Raw genomic sequence first — 17,318 nt, 5'->3', positions numbered from 1 at the left:
CCGGGTGGTTGCCACCAGGCGGGCTGCCGCACCGGGGAAGGTCCGTCACGAACCGGCCCACCGTCCGGTCTTAGGTGCATGGACGACACCCAGCTCCCTTCCGGGATGAACCCCGTCTCCCCGTCCGGCGCCCGGTGGTCACCCCCTCGCGCGACCCCGGCCGGCCTGGTCCGCCAGGTGCGGGACGTCATCGACGACCTGCCCCGCTTCCTCATCGCCCCGTTCCTGCGCCGCCGGCACCTGACCTGGGGGGCCACCCCGGCGGAGGCGGCCGCGCCGATGCCCGGCGACGGCCTGCTGCCCCGGGCTCAATACCGCTGCACCCGCGCGATCACCGTCCACGCGACGCCGGAGCAGGTGTGGCCATGGCTGGTCCAGGTCGGGTACGGGCGCGCCGGGTGGTACGCCGACGACCTGCTGGACAACCTCGCCCGTCCCAGTGCCCGGGAGATCGTCCCGGAGCTGCAGGACCTCCGGGCGGGCCAGTGGCTGCCGATGGTCCCCAACCCATCCGAGCGCACGGCGTTCGTCGTGGACGGCTTCACGGAGCCGTCGTGGCTGCTGTGGCGCTCGCCGAACCGCACCTGGGCCTGGCGCCTGATCCCGCTGAGCGGCGACCGGACCCGGTTGATCGCCCGGATGCACACCTGGTACGAGTGGCGGCGGCCGTTGACGCCGTTCACGGTTGTGCTGATGGAGCTCGCCGACTACCCGATGATGCGGCGCATGCTGCGGGGGATCCGGGAGCGGGCCGAGGCCCGGCGCTGACGGCCGGCGCCGGGGCGCCGGCTCGCTCGACCCCCATCGGCTGCATGGCGGTCCGCCGGTGCCGCGGCCGGTCGGCGGGCCGGCGATGGCGGCTCTGGGCGGCGGCCCCCGTCCTCGGGTCGCCGTCGTCGGACCTGCGGGCGACGTCGGCGGCGAGCAGGTCCTCCAGTTCGGCGAGGTCGCCGGTCCGCGCCGCGGCCAGGAACGTCTGTACGAGGCGCCGGTGCGCGGCGCTGTTCACCGGCCGGCGCCGCTCGGTGGCGATGTGCTCGTGGGCCCGCCGCACGAGTTGCCGCGCGTGGTCCGCGCCCAGGTGCAGGATCTCGGAGATCCGCTGGTAGGGGTAGTCGAACGCCTTGCGGAGGAGGTACGCCGCCCGTTCGGCGGGCGTCAGCCTCTCCAGCATCAGCCGGACCGCCCCGTCGACGGCCTCGTGCCGTTCGACCGCCGTCTCGGGGCCGACACCGGGGTCCATCGTCTCGGGAAGCCAGGAGCCGACGGACATCTCACGACGTTTCCGGGCGGATCTGGCGACATTGATGGCAAGCCGGGTGGTGGTCAACGCCAGGAAAGCGGACGGGCTGATCACATCCGAGCGGTCGGCGCGCTCCCACCGCAGCCACGCCTCCTGCACCAGGTCCTCGGCCTCGCCCGTGTCCTCCAGGACGCGGAGCGCGATCGCGTAGAGCCGGGGCTGTGCGGTGACGAACGCCGAGGCGGCCGCGTCCAAGTCGCTGATCAACCGGTCGTCAGCCGCGGGCACTGCCGGGCCGGTCTGCCCCGCGTCGTCTCTGCGCGACTCCAGCAGGTTCGTGGTCACGATCTCGGCTCCCTTCGCACACAGCATCCGGTGATGCCATTGAGATCACAGTCGCGCTTGCGACCCCGTCATCGCGCCCTTGGGAACCCGTGGTCGCTACCCTGGTGCCCGGGTGCGGTCACCCCGGGCACCCAGGGGCATACCTCCCTGAACAGCGCCGATGAGCCGGTCGGAGACCCCCGGGGCACCCCAGGGGGTCCCCCTGGTCACCCCGTGCTGATCAGCTCGGCCGACGCCGTGACGGTGGTTCCGGCCATGCCGGCGAGCACCGCGGAGGCGTCCCGCAGCGCCCCGATCGACGCCGGCCGCCCGGTCGCGGTGACGAACCGGATGCAGGCGTCGACCTTCGGCGCCATCGACCCGGCCGGGAACCGCATGGCGCGCAGCTCGTCCACGCCCGCCGTGGCCAGCGGCCGTTCCCGGGAGGTGCCGAAGTCCCGCCGTACGGCGTCGACGTCGGTGAGCACCACGAGACGGTCGGCTCCGAGCTCGACCGCCAGCAGCGCCGCCGTGAGGTCCTTGTCGACGACCGCCTGCGCGCCCTCGAAGCCCCCGCCGTCCCGGGCGAGGACCGGCACCCCGCCCCCTCCCCCGCAGATCACTGTCGTGCCGCCGGCCACCAGTTGCCGGATGCTGGGCAGCTCGACGATCCGAAGGGGTGCCGGGGACGCGACGACCCGGCGCCAGACCCGGCCGTCGCGGGCGACGGCCCACCCGTGCTCCCGCGCCAGCCTCCGGGCTTCGGGCTCCGGGTAGCCCTGGCCGACGAACTTCGCCGGGCTGCCGAACGCCGGGTCGCCGGCGTCGACCTCGGTCTGCGTGACGATCGTGACGACCGGCCCGGCCAGGCCCGCGTTGGCCATTTCCTGCGCGAGCCAGTAGCCGATCATGCCCTGGGTCTGGGCGCCGAGCGTGTCGAGCGGGAACGGGTGGGCCAGGGCCGGGTCGTTCTCGCTCTCGACGGCCAGCATCCCGATCTGCGGCCCGTTGCCGTGGCAGAGCACCAGCATGTGCTCCGCCGCGAGCGGGGCCAGCGCACGCGCGGCGGACCGCACGTGCTGCCGCTGGACCCCCGCGTCCGGGCTTTCACCGCGTTCGAGCAGGGCGTTCCCGCCCAGCGCGACGACGAGCAGCATGTCACTCCCCCAGCGCCGCGACGAGCACGGCCTTGATGGTGTGCAGCCGGTTCTCCGCCTGCTGGAAGACCACGGAGGCGGGGGAGGTGAACACCTCGTCGGTGACCTCGGCCCCGGCCAGCCCGTAGCGCTGGTGGATGCGCCGGCCGAGCTCGGTGGTGGTGTCGTGCACGGCCGGGAGGCAATGGAGGAACCGCGTGCCGGGACACCCCGTGGCGGCCATCGCCTCCGCCGTGACGCGGTACGGGGTGAGCAGCGGAACGCGCCGGTCCCACTCCTCGTCGGCCTCGCCCATGCTGACCCACACGTCGGTGTAGACGAAGGCGGCGCCGGCCAGCGCCGTCGGCAGGTCGTCGGTGACCGTCACCCGGGCGCCGCTGGTCAGCGCCATGCGCCGGGCCTCCTTCACCAGCGAGTCCGGCGGGCTGAGCTCGCGGGGCGCGGCGATCCGCACGTCCATGCCGAGCATGGCCCCGGTGACGAGCAGCGACCTGGCGATGTTGCCGCGCCCGTCGCCGGCGAAGCAGAAGCTGATCGCCTCGATCTCGCCGGGCTGGTGCTCGCGCATGGTCAGGACGTCGGCGAGCATCTGGGTCGGGTGCCACTCGTCGGTGAGCCCGTTCCAGACCGGCACACCGGCGTGCCGGGCCAGCTCCTCGACGGTCTCCTGGGCGAACCCGCGGAACTCGATCCCGTCGTACATCGCGCCCAGCACCCGCGCGGTGTCCGCGACGCTCTCCTCCCGGCCCAGGTGCGACCCCGACGGTCCGAGGTAGGTGACGTGGGCGCCCTGGTCGTAGGCGGCCACCTCGAACGCGCACCGGGTGCGGGTGGAGTTCTTCTCGAAGACCAGGGCGATGTTGCGGCCGGTCAGCGCGGGTCGTTCACGTCCGGCCCTCTTGTCCTCCTTGAGTGCCGCCGCGCGGTCGAGCAGTTCGAGGAAGCCCGCGCGGCCGAGGTCGGTCACGGTGAGCAGCGAGCGGGACGCGGTCGAGAGGGTCATGAGGACTCCTTCGGGGAGAGGGGCACGGGGTCACGCAGGACGGGGCAGGTCATGCACCGTGCGCCGCCGCGGCCGCGGCCGAGCTCGCTGCCGGCCAGCGGGATGACCTCGAGACCGTGGTCGCGCAGCATGGCGTTGGTCGCGGTGTTGCGCTCGTAACCGAGCACCACCCCGGGGGAGATCGCCAGGAAGTTGTCGGCGTCGTTCCACTGCTCCCGCTCGGCCTCGCGCCGGTCGCCCGCCGCGGTCAGGACGCGTACGCCGTCGTCCTCGATCGCCTCGCGCAGGCCGGCGGTCAGCCCCGTCCGGTGCCGGACGCCCCCGTCGGGGGTGAGCAACCAGACCCGGGCCGCGGCCTGGTCGAAGTAGGGGTAGGCGACGAAGGTGGCGACGTCGACCATCGTCAGGACGGTGTCCAGGTGCATCGTCGAGCGGGCCTTGGGCAGCTCGACGGCCAGGACGCGGCGGGCATGGCCGCCCGCGAAGAGCCGCCGGGCCAGCAGCTCCATGCCCATCGGCGTGGTGCGCTCGCCCATCCCGACCATGACGACGCCGTCGGCGATGACGTGGATGTCGCCGCCCTCCAGCGTGGCCGGGGCGTGGTCGAGGTCGTCGTCGCCGTAGACGGCCTCGAAGCCGGCTCCGGCGAACAGCGGATGGTGCCGGTAGACGGTGCGGGTGTTGATCGACTCGCGGCTCCTGGCCGGCTTGGCCATCGGGTTGACCGCGACGGCCCGGCCGATCCACGCCGCGTTGTCGCGCTGGAACAGCGTGTTGGGCAGCGGGGTGAGCACGAAGTCGTCGGCCCCGAGGCTCTGCCACGCCACGCTGCCCCCGCCGAGCGGGCCGAGGTCCGACTTCAGCACCCCGCCGATCAGGTGGTCGGCCAGCAGGGCGGGGTCGATGTCCATGAACCGCGCCCGCAGCTCCCGGGCCAGGGTCCGTCCGAACCGCTGGTCGGTGCACACGCGGTTCACCGCGAAGCGGCGGCCGGCGTCCGTCGCGAGCGCCTGGGCCAGCAGCTCGGCGAAGAGGTGCACGCGTACGCCGTGGCCGGTCAGCACCTCGACGAACGCGTCGTGCTCGCGGCGGGCGCGATCTGCCCAGAGCACGTCGTCGAAGAGCAGCTCGGTGGCGTTGCCGGGGGTGAGGCGGTCCAGTTCGAGTCCGGGCCGGTGCACGATGACCTCGCGCAGCCGGCCGATCTCGGAATGGATGCCGACCCGCAGTGCGATGTCCTGGTTCGTGGTCATCGCGCCACCGCCGGGTTCTCGCCGTACACGCCGCGGCGGGCCTTGACCCACACGTACACCGGCACGCCGAGCAGCAGGCAGAACGTCCCGTAGTAGACGGCCGCGTAGCCGCTCCCGGCGAGCGCCCAGAACCCGAACACCAGCGCGAGCGCCGAGACCCCGACGTCCCGGGCCAGGTGCCGCACCCGCAGCCGCCTGCCGTCGGTGCCCAGCCAGTACAGCTGCGCCGCGGCGGACAGCAGGTACGGCACCACCGAGGTGAGCACCGACAGCAGCACGACGGTGATGAACACCTGCTCGAAGCTGGTGTAGCTGACCACGGTGAGTCCCGCGGCCAGCAGGGTGGACACGACGATCCCGAACGCGGGCACCCCGGCCCGGTTCTGCCGGGCGAAGGGGGCCGGGAACAACCCGTCCCGCGCCGCCGCCCGCGGCATCTCGGCCACGATCAGGGTCCAGCCGACCAGCGCCCCGAATCCGGAGACGACGGCCGCGGCGGCGACCGTGGCCCCCGCCCACTCACCGCCGAAGATGGCGTTGGCCGCGTCGGTGAAGGGCGCGGTGGAGCTGACGAGGTCGTCGCGCGCCACGGTGCCGAAGACGGCGACGGTGCCGAGGAGGTAGACGGCGGCGCAGGCCAGGGTGCCCAGGACGGTGGCCCGGCCGACGTTCCGCTCCGGGTCCCGTACCCGGGCCGCGGCGACCGACGCGGTCTCGATGCCCAGGTAGCTGAACAGGGCGATGGCGCCCGCGGCGCCGATCGCGCCGAACCAGGAGGTCTCGCCGGCGTTGAACGCGCCGAAGTTCGCCGTGTCGATGAACAGCAGGCCGACGGTGGCCATGAACAGCAGGGGGATGAACTTCAGCACGGTCGTGACGACCTGGAACGCGGCGAAGCTGCGCAGCCCCACGAGGTTGACCAGCGCCGGCAGGAACAGCCCGGTCAGCGCGATGGCGATCGACCACCCGACGTCGTGCCCGGTGTTCCAGAACACCTCGACGTAGCCGACCCACGCCACGACGATCGCCGCGTTGCCGGCCCACGCCGTGATCCAGTAGCTCCAGGCGATGAGGAATCCGGCGAACTCGCCGAACGCGTCGCGGGCGTAGACGTAGGGACCGCCCGCGCCCGGCAGCCGTACCGCGAGATCGCGGAACGTCAGCGCCAGCGCGATCGCGCCGATCGTCACGAGCACGAACGCCACCAGCGAGATCGGACCGAACACCGCCAAGGCGGACGGCAGGGCGAACACCCCGGTCCCGATGACGGAGCCGACCACCAGCGCCGACGCCGTCCCCAGGCCGAAGCGGCGCCCGCCCGGCTCCGTTCCGGCCTCCGGGAGCCCGGCCGGGACCGTACGGGTCGTGTCCGGGGCCGGGGCGCCGCCGGCCGTCTGCCGCGGCGCTCCGACGTCCTGGCTCACGACGAACTCCGCATGGCGAGCGGAGCGGGCGCGTCGTGAACGGGTCCGCTCGATCGGTCCACGCCACGGCCGGGACGGACGCGTGCCGCTCTCCGGCGACAGGAAGCTGTCATGATCTACCTCTCACATCACGGGTCGGATGAGTTCCGTCCCTTGGACAGAGCGGCCAGGCGATTCGTGACAGCGCTCGTCCGGAGCCGCCGGGGGCGCGTGCCGCGTTCGGCGACCAGGGGGATACGCTGCCAAGCGACACAAGGACGTAGCGCCGGCCGTCTCCCACCTCCTCGGCAGTCGCCGGCCCGGGGGGCGATATCCATGGCGGGCAGGGATCCCAGGTTGCGGCTGCGCGGGCGGCGGGTCGAGTGCGAGGCGCTGGACCAGCTGGTGGCGACGGTGCAGGCCGGCCGCAGCGCGGTCATGGTCGTACGCGGCGAGGCCGGCATCGGCAAGACGGCGCTGCTGGACCACGTGCGGGGCAGCGCGTCCGGCTGCCGGATCGCCCGGGCGGCCGGCGTCGAGTCGGAGATGGAGCTGGCCTTCGGCGGGCTGCACCAGCTGTGCGCCCCGTTCCTGGACCACCTCGCCCACCTGCCCGGCCCGCAGCGCGACGCGCTGCAAACCGCGTTCGGCCTGAGCTCGGGACATCCGCCGGACCGCTTCCTGGTCGGGCTGGCGGTGCTGACCCTGCTCGCCGACGTGGCCGGGAAGGAGCCGCTGGTCTGCCTGATCGACGACGCCCAGTGGCTCGACCTGGTCTCCGCGCAGACCCTCGCCTTCGTCGCGCGGCGCCTGCTCGCCGAGCCGATCGGGCTGGTGCTCGCGGTGCGCGAGCCCGGTCTGCGGCCCGAGCTGGCGGGGCTGCCGCAGCTGGCGGTGGGGCGGTTGACCGACAACGACGCCCGTGCCCTGCTGGACTCCGTGACGCCCGGGCGGCTGGACGAGCGGGTCCGGGACCGGATCCTCGCCGAGGCTCAGGGCAACCCGCTGGCCCTGCTGGAGCTGCCCCGGGGACTGACACCGGCGGAGCTGGCCGGCGGGTTCGGGCGGCCGGACGCGCGGCCGCTGGCCGGCCAGATCGAGCACAGCTTCCTGCGGCAGGTCCGGGCGCTCCCGGCCGAGGCGCAGCAAATGCTGCTCATCGCCGCGGCCGAGCCGGTGGGCGATGTGTCCCTGCTGACCCGGGCGGCGGAGCTGCTGGGCATCGACGCGGCCGCCGCGTCGCCGGCGGAGGCGGCGGGCCTGATCACCATCGGGACCCGCGTCCGGTTCCGCCATTCCCTCGTACGCTCGGCGGCCTACCGGGTGGCGGACCCGGAGAACCGGCAGCTGGTGCACCGTGCGCTGGCCGGCGCGACCGATCCGCGGGCCGATCCCGACCGCCGGGCCTGGCATCTGGCCAACGCGACGGCCGCCCCCGACGAGACGGTGGCCACCGAGCTGGAGCGCTCCGCCGATCGGGCCCGGGCCCGCGGCGGGGTCGCGGCGGCCGCGGCGTTCCTGGAGCGGGCGGCCGAGCTGACCCCCGACCCGGCACGCCGCGGAGCCAGAGCGCTGGCGGCGGCCCGGGTCAAATACCAGGCCGGCGGATACGACGCCGCGCTCGATCTGCTGGACGCCGCGGAGCTCAGCCCCCTGCACGAGCGCGAGCTCGCCCAGTCCAGCCTGCTGCGCGGCCAGATCGTGTTCGCCTCCAGAAGCGCGGGCGCCGCCCTGCCGCTGCTGCTCAAAGCCGCCAGGCGCCTGGAGCCGCTGGACGCCGGGGCGGCCCGCGAGACCTACCGCGACGCGCTGTACGCGGCGCTCACCGCCGGCCGGCTGCCGAGCGGCGCCCAGATGGCGGACATCGCCGAGGCCACGCTCGCCGCACCGCCCGGACCGCCACCCGAGCGCAACGATCTGCTCCTCAACGGCCTGGCCGTGATGACCGTCGAGGGCTACGCGGCGGGCGTGCCGATGGTCCGGCAGGCCCTGGACGCCTTCCGGACCGACGGGGTCTCCAGGGAAGAAGGGCTCGGCTGGCTCCCGCTCGCGTGCCGCATGGCCCACAACGCGTGGGACTTCGACAGCTGGACGGTGCTCTCGACGCGGCTGACCGACCTGGCCCGCGAGACGGGGGCGCTGTCGGTGCTGCCGTCGGCCCTGCTGCTGCTCCTGTCGAACCGGGTCCTGGCCGGCGAGCTCGCCGTCGCCGAATCGCTGGTCGCCGAGGCGGCGACGATCGGTGAGGCGACGGGCAGCCGCTTCATGGCCCAGTACGGAGCCCTGGTGCTGGAGCCGTGGCGGGGCCGGGAGACCGAGACCCGCCAGGTGATCGACCTGATCACCCGGGATCTGGCCCTTCAAGGTGAGGGGAAGGTGCTGACCGCCACCCAGTGGGCGGCCTCGGTGCTCTACAACGGCCTCGGCCGCTACGAGGAGGCGTACGCCGCGGCCGAGCGCGGCGCCGAGCACCCGCAGGAGCTCGGGCTGTCCATGTGGTCCACGGTGGAGCTCGTCGAGGCGGCCGTCCGCAGCTGCCGGCCGGCCCGCGCTGCCGCCGCCGCCCAGCTGCTCGACGAGATGGCGCAGGCCAGCCGGACCGACTGGGCCCTGGGCACCGCGGCCGGCGCCCGTGCCCAGGTGAGCGAAGGACCGGTCGCCGAGGCTCTCTACCGCGAGGCGATCGAGCGGCTCGGCCGTACCGAGGTCCGGGTGATGTCCGCCCGCGCCCGGCTGCTCTACGGCGAGTGGCTGCGCCGGGAGGGCCGCCGCCTCGACGCGCGCGAGCACCTGGGCATCGCCCACGAGCTGCTCGACCGGATGGGGGCCGAGGCGTTCGCGGAACGGGCCCGGCGGGAGCTGCAGGCCGCCGGCGAGACCGTACGCAGGCGCCCCGCCGAGGTGCGCGCCGCCACTCTGACCGCCCAGGAGGCGCAGATAGCCCGCCTGGCCGGCGACGGACTGACGAACCCCGAGATCGGCGCCCAGCTCTTCATCAGCCCGCACACGGTGGAGTGGCACTTACGCAAGGTCTTCACGAAGCTGGGCATCGTCTCCCGCAGACAGATCCGCACCACCCTGCTGCAGGGCACGGCCACGACCTGACCCTCCCCTCGTAGGCGCGCTACGCGGTCTCGCTCCGGCGTGCGCTGTCGTGGAGCTGCGCCACCGCGCGGGCGATGAGGTCGGCGCGGCGTCGATCCCGGCGGGCGTGCACGGCGATGCGCCGCAGCACGGTGGGACGGACCAGCGGCCTGGCGACGAGCCCGCCGGGAAGCTCCGCCACGGCCAGGCGCGGCAGGACGGCGACCCCGATGCCCGCCGCCACCAGCCGCAGCGCCGCCCGATGGTCGTCCAGGCGGGCGGCGTAGCGCGGCGTGAACCCGGCGGCCCCGCACGCGCTCTGGATGATCTGCCCGATCGGGCTGTCGTAGATGTCGTGGTCCACCCACGGTTCGCCTTCGAGGTCGCGGAGGGCGAGGCCGGGGGCGTCGGCGAGCGGGTGCGCGGCGGGGAGCACGGCGACGAGCTCCTCGACGGTCAGCTCGTGACGCCGGTAGCCGTCGAGGTGCACCCCCGCCCCGTCGGCGGGCTCGGTCCGGATGTCGAGGTCCGGTCGCCGGCGGCCGCGCCCGTCGACGGGTTCGTTGAGGCTGATCTCGACGGTCAGGTTCGGCCGGTGCCGGCGAACGGTCCGTACGACCTCCGGGATCCACCGCTCGGCCGCGGAGGCGAAGCAGGCGATCGCCAGGTGCTCGGCCTGACCGCCGCGCAGGTCCGCGACGACCCGATCGAGGCGGCCGAAGTCGGCGAGGAGCGACTGAGCCTGATCCGCCAGCTGCCGCGCGGCCTCGGTGGGGACGATGCCGCGCCCCTGCTTCTCGAACAGGGTCAGCCCGGTCTCCTTCGCCAGGGCGGTCATGTGCTGGCTGATCGTCGCGGGCGAGTAGCTGAGGTTTCGTGCCGCCCGGTTGATCGACCCGGCCGCCAGGACCGCGCGCAGGATCGCGAGACGTCGCGGGTTGAGCATGCGCCAACAGTAAGGCAATGCCGAATGGTCAGCCGGTTTTGTGTGCTTGTTACGACTCGTGCCGTCGATCGAAGATGGCACCTGACACGGCATTCGCGCGGTCAGAGAGGGTTGGCCATGGACACGACGTTCTTGGACGAGGCGGGCCGGCGCCTGATCCGCTACGGAGTCGGCTTCACCCCGCGGCTCATCGAACGTGCCTCCGGCGCGTACGTCTTCGACCACCAGGGCACGGCGATCCTCGACTTCACCTCGGGGCAGATGAGCGCCATCCTCGGCCACGCCCACCCGGACATCGTGGCGACGGTCTCGTCCGCGGTCGCGTCGCTGGACCACCTCTACAGCGGCATGCTCAGCGCCCCGGTGCTGGAGCTCGCCGACCGGCTCACCGCGACCCTGCCGCCCGCACTGGCCAGGATGATGCTGCTCACCACGGGGGCCGAGGCGAACGAGGCCGCGATCAAGATGGCCAAGCTCTCCACCGGCCGCTACGAGATCGTCTCCTTCGACCGCTCGTGGCACGGCATGACCCAGGGGGCTGCCTCCGCGACCTTCTCGGCCGGGCGGCGCGGCTACGGCCCGCCGGCGCCGGGGAACCTCGCCCTGCCCGCGCCGAACGCGTACCGGTCGCCGTTCCGGGCCTCCGACGGATCGCACGACTGGGCGGCCGAGCTCGCGTACGGCTTCGCCCTGGTCGACCAGCAGTCCGCCGGGAGCCTCGCGGCCTGCCTCATCGAGCCCGTCCTGTCCTCGGGCGGGATCATCGAGCTGCCGCCGGGGTATCTCCGCCGCCTCAAGGAGATGTGCGAGGAGCGCGGGATGCTGCTCATCCTCGACGAGGCGCAGACGGGTCTCGGCCGCACCGGGACGATGTACGCGTTCGACCGCGACGGGGTCACCCCCGACATCCTGACGCTGTCGAAGACCCTCGGTGCCGGGCTGCCGGTGGCGGCCGTCGTCACGACCGCCGAGATCGAGCAGACCTGCCACGACCGCGGGTTCCTCTTCTACACCACGCACGTCTCCGACCCGCTGGCGGCCGCCGTCGCGCTGACCGTCCTGGACGTCATCGAGCGCGAGCACCTCGTCGAGCGCGCCGCCCGGCTGGGCGCCCAGCTCACCGAGCGGCTGCTGGCGCTGCGCGACGGCTACGAGGTCGTCGGTGACGTTCGCGGCCGTGGCCTGCTCCAGGGCATCGAGCTCGTACGGGACAAGCGGACCAAGGCACCCGCCGACGCGCTGGGCCACGCGGTCACCTCGGCCTGCCTCGAGCGGGGGCTGCACATGAACATCGTCCAGCTGCCCGGGATGGGGGGCATCTTCCGCATCGCCCCGCCGCTCACGATCGGCGAGGACGACCTGCACGCGGGCATGGACATCCTCGAGGCGTCCCTCAAGGCCGTGCTCGGCTCAGAACAGCCCGGCCTGAACTCCCGCACGTGACGCCGGACGCCTGGGCGCCAGCCCCCCGACGCGGTCGAGATCGCCAAGTGCCCGCCAGCGACCCGTTCGCCCGCCGTCGGCCACCAGGCGCTCGAACAGGCACGCCGTGGCCAGCACGTCCGGCATCGCCCGGTGACGGCGCGCGGGCGGCTCGATGCGCAGATACCTCACCAGGGCGTCCAGCCGGTGCGACGACAGCTCCGGGTACAGCGCCCGGGCCAGCCGTACGGTGTCCAGCAGCGGGACCCCGGCCAGCGCGGGGCAGTGCCGTCGCTGGTGCGCGATGATTCCCGCCTCGGTGGGCGCGTGGTGGGCGACCAGCCGGTACGGCGGCGCCGTCAACCGGCGGTCGAGCTCGGCCATGACCTGCTCGGGCCCGGCGGCCGTGGCCAGCATCGCCGCGGTGATGCCCGTCAGGCGCATGTCGTAGGAGGTGACGGCCATCCCCGGGGGCGGCGCGATCAGCGACTCGAACCGCCACGACTCCGCCAGGCCGTCGGCGGCAACCCTGAGAGCGAGCACCGCCACCTCCACCGGAACGGCGGGCCGCCCCGCGGGAGTCAACCCCTCGAAGTCGATGACGAGGTAGGTGTGCCGGGCGAAGGCGACCTCGCCGTAGAGCGCCGCGGCCTCAGCCATCAACCGCTCCAGGGCCGGCCCCGTCCGTTCCGGCACCGGCGGCGCGCGTATCCACGCGCTGACGGTACCCCGGCCGCCACCGCACGCGCAGCACTCCGCGCCGAGGGGTGCTGCTCACCGGTCGCGGAGCCGCCGTACCCCAGATGGCCGGCCAGGGCACTGCCACGCCCCAGGCGCCGGCGGACGCGCAGGCCCAGGCGAAAGCGGCGACGCCGACGGCGACGGCGGACGGGAGCGACCGCCGGGGCGGGGGCGGGGGGCGGGAGCAACCACCGGGGCGGGGGCAGGGAGCGGGGGCGACGGTGGTGGCCGGGCGCGGTGCGGCGGTGCGGCGACGGTCGCATGGCGCTCGGGGTGCCGGGTCAGCGGCGGCGGAGCGACGGGTCGAGCAGGGCGGGCGGGGTGTCGAACTTCTCGTGGGGGGCGAGGTCGGTGCCGGGCGCGACGATCGCGTCGATGGCGTCGAGCACGTCGGCGGAGAGCACGGTGTCCGCGGCGGCCAGCTGCGTGTGCAGGTGCTCCAACGTACGGGGGCCGATGATCGCGCTGGTCACGGCGGGGTGCGCGGTGACGAATCCGAGCGCCAGCTGGATCAAGGTCAGACCGGCCTGGTCGGCGACCTTGGCCAGCTGCTCGACCGCGTCCAGCCTGGCCCGGTTGGAGGGGATGGAGAGGTCGAAGCGCTCCGGCAGGATCGCCGAGCGGTGGGTGGCGACCTCCCGGCCTTCGCGGACCGCGCCCGACAGCCAGCCGGAGGCGAGCGGGCTCCAGGCCAGCACGCCGAGCCCGTACTCCTCGGTCACGGGCAGGACGTGGGCCTCGATCCCGCGCTGCAGGATGGAGTAGCTGGGCTGTTCGGTGACGTACCGGCTCAGGCGATGCCGGCGCGCGGCCCACTCCGCCTGCACGATGCGGTAGGCCGGGAAGGTCGAGGAGCCGAAGTAGCGGATCTTCCCCGCGCGCTGCAGGTCGGTCAGCGCCGACAGCGTCTCCTCGTCGCTGGTGCTCGGGTCCCACCGGTGGATCTGATAGAGGTCGACGTGGTCGACGCCGAGGCGCCGCAGGCTGTTGTCCAGCTCGGTGACCAGCCAGCGGCGCGAGCTGCCCTGGTGGTTGCGCTCCTCGCCCATGGGCATGCAGGCCTTCGTGGCCAGCACGATGTCGTCGCGGCGGCCGGCGATGGCCTTGCCGACCATCTCCTCCGACTCACCGGCGCTGTACCAGTCGGCCGTGTCGATGAGGTTGATCCCGGCCTCGAGGGCGGCGTCGACGATGGCGGTGGCCTCGTCCTGCGTGGTGCGGCCGATCGCGCCGAAGTTCATCGCGCCGAGCGCGAGGGAGCTGACCTGCACACCGGTGCGGCCCAAGGTGCGGTACTGCATGACTGTGTCTCCTCCGTGGGGAGTGAAGGCATGGCTGTTGGCCGTGGGTACGCTGCTCTGGCATCATGAGCTAAGCGGAACGACGTCCCGATTTCGACAATACGGGACACCGTCCCGTTTAGCAATTCCGCTACCGGAGGGAACGATGAACGACAGCGACCAGAGCGCGGCGCGCACGGCCCGGCCCAAGCGGGCGGACGCCCAGCGCAACAAGAAGGCCCTGCTCGACGCGGCCGCCGCGATCTTCGTCACCTCCGGTGTGGAGGCCCCGGTCCGCGACATCTCCGCCAAGGCCGGCGTCGGGACGGCCACGATCTACCGCCACTTCCCGACGCGAGCGGATCTCATCATCGCCGTCTTCCGGCACCAGATCGAGGCCTGCGCCGAGGCCGGTCCCGCCCTGCTGACCACCAGCGCCACCCCGCACGCCGCACTGGCGCAATGGATCGACCTCTTCGTCGACTTCCTGGTCACCAAGCACGGGCTGGCCACCGTCCTGCAGTCCGACAACGCCGGATTCGACGCGCTGCACGCCTATTTCATCGACCGCCTCCTCCCCGTGTGCACCCAGCTGCTCGAAGCCGCGGCCGCCGCCGGCGAGATCCGCCCCGACATAGAGGCCTACGAGCTCATGCGCGGCGTCGGGAACCTGTGCATCGGCGCCGACAGCGACGCCCGCTACGACGCCCGCCGCCTGGTGGGGCTCCTCATCGACGGGCTCCGCCAACCGCACTGACGGCAGGGAAGAGCGGAAACGGCGGCCATCTCATAGACTTCCAGCACCTGAAAGTCGAACGTGTCCCGCAATACGTCTTCCACATCTGGAGCGTTCATGCCCGGACTCAGGCTCAGCCCGCTCGATCTCCCGTCCTTACCGGATGCCTCCTCACCGATCTCCCGGGGAGGCCTCTCATGACGACCCGCCGCGTGGTCATCGCCGGCGCCGGCATCGCGGGGCTGACGGCGGCCCTGAGCCTGCACGCCGCGGGGATCACCGAGGTGACCGTCCACGAGGCGGTGGAGGAGATCCACCCGCTCGGCGTCGGCATCAACATCCTCCCGCACGCCGTACGCGAGCTCATCGAGCTCGGCCTCGGCGACCGCCTGGCCTCGATCGGCGTGGCGACCGCCGACCTGACCTTCCTCACCCCCCGCGGGCAGCGGATCTGGTCCGAGCCGCGCGGGCTGGACGCGGGCTACCGGTGGCCCCAGTACTCGATCCATCGGGGCCGGTTGCAGCTGATGCTGCTGGAGGCGGTACGCGAGCGCCTCGGCCCCGACGCGGTGGTGCTCGACTCCCCCGTCACCGACCTCCGCCACGACGCGGACCTGCTCATCGGCGCCGACGGCATCCGCTCCAGCGTCAGGCGGGCCCTGTTCCCCGGCGAGGGCGAGCCGCTGCCGGGCGGCGACGTGCTGTGGCGCGGCACCACGTACGCCAGGCCGTTCATGACCGGCAGATCCATGATCATGGTCGGCGACGGCACGCAGAAGCTCGTCATCTACCCCATCGCCCCACCCGCCGGGGACGGCACCCAGCTGATCAACTGGGCCATCCAGCGCACGGCGGACGTCGAGGGCGTGCCGCGGGGCGACTGGAACCGGCCCATCGGCGTGGAGAGGGTCCTCCCCCACGTGGCGGGCTGGCATTGCGACGAGCTGGACATCTCCGCACTCATCGCGGGCGCGGAGCAGGTGTTCGAGTACCCGCTCGTCGACCGAGACCCGCTGCCGCGCTGGTCGACGGAGACGGTGACGCTGATGGGCGACGCGGCGCACCCGATGTACCCGACCGGCTCCAACGGCGGCACCCAGGCCGTCATCGACGCCCGCGTCCTGGCGTACGCGCTGGCCAACGACCTGGGGCTGGAGTTCTACGAGGACCAGCGCCGGCCGGTCACGAACAACGTCGTGCTGGCCAACCGCGAGGACGGCCCAGAGATCATCCTGAGGCTGGCCCACGAGCGCGCCCCGCAGGGTTTCACCGACATCGAGCACGTCATGCCGCTGGCCGAGCGGGAGGAGATCGCCCTGCGCTACAAGAAACTGGCCGGTTTCGAGCCCGCCACGCTCAACGCCCGCCGCAGCTGGTCCGTAGACCCCAAGCCGACCACCGACGTCTCCCCCGCCCCCGCGCCGTGAACGACTGGCCGGGGCGAGGTGACGCCCCGGCCCCGGTTCGCCCACGACCGCTCGCCAGGCGAACCAAGCCAAAAGCGGGGTGGGCGTGGCAGGCGGCCGGCGCGTCGCCGGCTAAGCCCGCGGCCCCGCGTTCGCGGGAGGCTGCCTGCGCGCGGCGCGCCGGAAGAGCCAGGCCGATCCGACGAAGAGCGCGACGAAGATCCCGTTCAGCCCGACGATCTCGGCGACGGAGGCGTTCGGGGCCTGGTGTTTTCCGGCGATGAGCGCGATCACGGCGACCAGCGCCTGGGCGGACGCCGTGGCGAGCAACGCGCGTGCCATCCCGGACGGACGGAAGCGGGCGATGACGGCGCCGACGACCCCGACGGCGAGCACCCCGAAGTACATCAGGTCGGCGCGGTCGCCTTCGACCCCGATCACGCCGACGGCGCCCATCAGCCAGAGCAGGAACAGGGCCGTCGCGATCGCGACGCCGACGCCGGACCGGTACGCGGTCTTGTGGTTCCTCATCGCCTTCTCCGGTGGCAGGGGGTGGTCGGTGGCCGCCTTGGCCTGCCGGCCGCGCCACGAGGCGTCGGCGGCCAGGCCGCGGAGCATCCGGGACCCGATGCCGGCGGCGATGCGCCAGTCGCTGGTCCCGTGGGCCCGCTCGTGGGCGACGTGGTCGTACAGGTCGGCGTCGATCTCGTCGATCCGGCGCTGGGCGATGGCGGCGGGCAGGCCCCGCGTGTAGAGGCGCACCCATCGGGCCACCAGCCCGGCCACGCGCTCCGGCGTCATGCCGGCCCCGGGGCGATGCGCGGGAGGCGGCCGGGGGCCTGACCGGGGCCGGCGGCGGCCCGGGCCTGCTCGGCCACCTGCGCCCCCTGCCCGGTGAGTTCGTACAGTCGCCGGCGCGGTCGTCCTTCGACCGCGTCGGTGTCCTCCCACCGGGAGGTGAGCAGACCGAACTCCTCGAGCCGGCTCAGGGCTTTGTACAAGGTTCCGTGTCCTGTCAGTGAACGTGACCCGCTCTGTTCGCGCATGGTCTGGGCGAGACCGAATCCGTGGAAGGCGGCCTGCCCCGAGCTCAGCGTCGACAGCGCCGCGTCGAGGATCTCGGTCTCGAGCGGCAGCAGGGTCCCGGGCTTGCGGCGTGGCATGGGGAAAACTATAGGAAGATATCTTCCTATTAGCAAGCGGCCCCGATCGCCCCGCCCGCCGTACTGACTCTTCCGTGAGGGTGCCGGTGTCCCAACGTTGGAGTGTCGGCGATGACAGTGACTCTCGAAGATGTGTGGCATATTCTCCTGTCTCATC

General features: G+C 73.2%; 15 protein-coding genes. 5 read left to right on the top strand and 10 right to left on the bottom strand.

Annotated features, from left to right (window positions below):
* Positions 1-78 precede the first annotated feature (78 nt).
* Entirely contained in the window at positions 79-768 is a 690-nt protein-coding gene (locus AB0J69_RS28520; protein ID WP_364123172.1) for a hypothetical protein, read from the top strand.
* On the opposite strand, the gene AB0J69_RS28515 is transcribed toward AB0J69_RS28520, so the two are convergent.
* The 5 genes from AB0J69_RS28515 to AB0J69_RS28495 all read right to left on the bottom strand — a co-directional run bounded on the left by AB0J69_RS28515 (position 680) and on the right by AB0J69_RS28495 (position 6,404).
* Positions 680-1,588, bottom strand: a complete 909-nt coding sequence (locus tag AB0J69_RS28515) for a sigma-70 family RNA polymerase sigma factor (protein ID WP_364123170.1) — start codon at positions 1,586-1,588, stop codon at positions 680-682. The two genes, AB0J69_RS28520 and AB0J69_RS28515, sit on opposite strands and share 89 nt — an antisense overlap.
* Positions 1,589-1,794: 206 nt before the next feature.
* Positions 1,795-2,724, bottom strand: a complete 930-nt coding sequence (locus tag AB0J69_RS28510) for a carbamate kinase (protein WP_364123168.1) — start codon at positions 2,722-2,724, stop codon at positions 1,795-1,797.
* Between the two features lies 1 nt (position 2,725).
* Complete coding sequence (argF, locus tag AB0J69_RS28505) at positions 2,726-3,727, bottom strand: ornithine carbamoyltransferase (RefSeq protein ID WP_364123166.1); 1,002 nt, start codon at positions 3,725-3,727, stop codon at positions 2,726-2,728.
* Complete coding sequence (locus AB0J69_RS28500; RefSeq protein WP_364123164.1) at positions 3,724-4,980, bottom strand: arginine deiminase; 1,257 nt, start codon at positions 4,978-4,980, stop codon at positions 3,724-3,726. Before AB0J69_RS28500 ends, argF begins: the two co-directional genes overlap by 4 nt.
* Positions 4,977-6,404 (bottom strand): amino acid permease, encoded by a 1,428-nt coding sequence (locus AB0J69_RS28495; RefSeq protein ID WP_364123162.1) that lies wholly within the window; start codon positions 6,402-6,404, stop codon positions 4,977-4,979. Before AB0J69_RS28495 ends, AB0J69_RS28500 begins: the two co-directional genes overlap by 4 nt.
* 315 nt (positions 6,405-6,719) lie before the next feature.
* Between AB0J69_RS28495 and AB0J69_RS28490 the strand changes: the two genes are divergently transcribed.
* The gene (locus tag AB0J69_RS28490; RefSeq protein ID WP_364123160.1) at positions 6,720-9,488 is read left to right on the top strand and encodes an AAA family ATPase; all 2,769 of its coding nucleotides are present in this window, start codon (positions 6,720-6,722) and stop codon (positions 9,486-9,488) included.
* 19 nt (positions 9,489-9,507) lie between these two features.
* On the opposite strand, the gene AB0J69_RS28485 is transcribed toward AB0J69_RS28490, so the two are convergent.
* A complete protein-coding gene (locus AB0J69_RS28485) occupies positions 9,508-10,413 on the bottom strand; it encodes a LysR family transcriptional regulator (protein ID WP_364123159.1) in 906 nt (301 codons plus the stop codon).
* A 117-nt stretch (positions 10,414-10,530) separates the two neighbouring features.
* On the opposite strand from AB0J69_RS28485, the gene AB0J69_RS28480 reads away from it, so the two are divergent.
* Positions 10,531-11,856: an aspartate aminotransferase family protein gene (locus tag AB0J69_RS28480; RefSeq protein WP_364123157.1), complete on the top strand. Its 1,326-nt coding sequence runs from the start codon at positions 10,531-10,533 to the stop codon at positions 11,854-11,856.
* Here AB0J69_RS28480 and AB0J69_RS28475 read toward each other — a convergent pair.
* Together AB0J69_RS28475 and AB0J69_RS28470 are read right to left on the bottom strand one after the other, a co-directional pair.
* Positions 11,824-12,495, bottom strand: coding sequence for a 3'-5' exonuclease (locus tag AB0J69_RS28475; RefSeq protein ID WP_364123155.1), 672 nt, complete (start codon positions 12,493-12,495; stop codon positions 11,824-11,826). The genes AB0J69_RS28480 and AB0J69_RS28475 overlap by 33 nt on opposite strands.
* A gap of 362 nt (positions 12,496-12,857) precedes the next feature.
* Positions 12,858-13,877: an aldo/keto reductase gene (locus AB0J69_RS28470; protein ID WP_364123153.1), complete on the bottom strand. Its 1,020-nt coding sequence runs from the start codon at positions 13,875-13,877 to the stop codon at positions 12,858-12,860.
* A 145-nt stretch (positions 13,878-14,022) separates the two neighbouring features.
* Here AB0J69_RS28470 and AB0J69_RS28465 point away from each other — a divergent pair, with 145 nt between their 5' ends.
* Positions 14,023-14,613: a TetR/AcrR family transcriptional regulator gene (locus AB0J69_RS28465; RefSeq protein WP_364123151.1), complete on the top strand. Its 591-nt coding sequence runs from the start codon at positions 14,023-14,025 to the stop codon at positions 14,611-14,613.
* A gap of 176 nt (positions 14,614-14,789) precedes the next feature.
* Positions 14,790-16,019, top strand: coding sequence for a flavin-dependent oxidoreductase (locus tag AB0J69_RS28460; protein WP_364123149.1), 1,230 nt, complete (start codon positions 14,790-14,792; stop codon positions 16,017-16,019).
* Positions 16,020-16,130: 111 nt separating this feature from the next.
* Here the strand turns inward: AB0J69_RS28460 and AB0J69_RS28455 are convergent, their stop codons facing one another.
* Both AB0J69_RS28455 and AB0J69_RS28450 read right to left on the bottom strand, forming a co-directional pair.
* Positions 16,131-16,799 carry a hypothetical protein gene (locus tag AB0J69_RS28455; RefSeq protein WP_364123147.1) on the bottom strand — a complete coding sequence of 223 codons (669 nt, stop codon included), beginning with the start codon at positions 16,797-16,799 and terminating at the stop codon, positions 16,131-16,133.
* Positions 16,796-17,161, bottom strand: a complete 366-nt coding sequence (locus tag AB0J69_RS28450) for a PadR family transcriptional regulator (RefSeq protein WP_364123145.1) — start codon at positions 17,159-17,161, stop codon at positions 16,796-16,798. The genes AB0J69_RS28455 and AB0J69_RS28450 overlap by 4 nt, the downstream gene beginning before the upstream one ends.
* Positions 17,162-17,318: the final 157 nt, after the last annotated feature.

Source organism: Nonomuraea sp. NPDC049709, from assembly GCF_040674815.1.
Classification (GTDB): domain Bacteria; phylum Actinomycetota; class Actinomycetes; order Streptosporangiales; family Streptosporangiaceae; genus Nonomuraea.
This window is presented reverse-complemented; position numbering and strand designations above follow the sequence as displayed.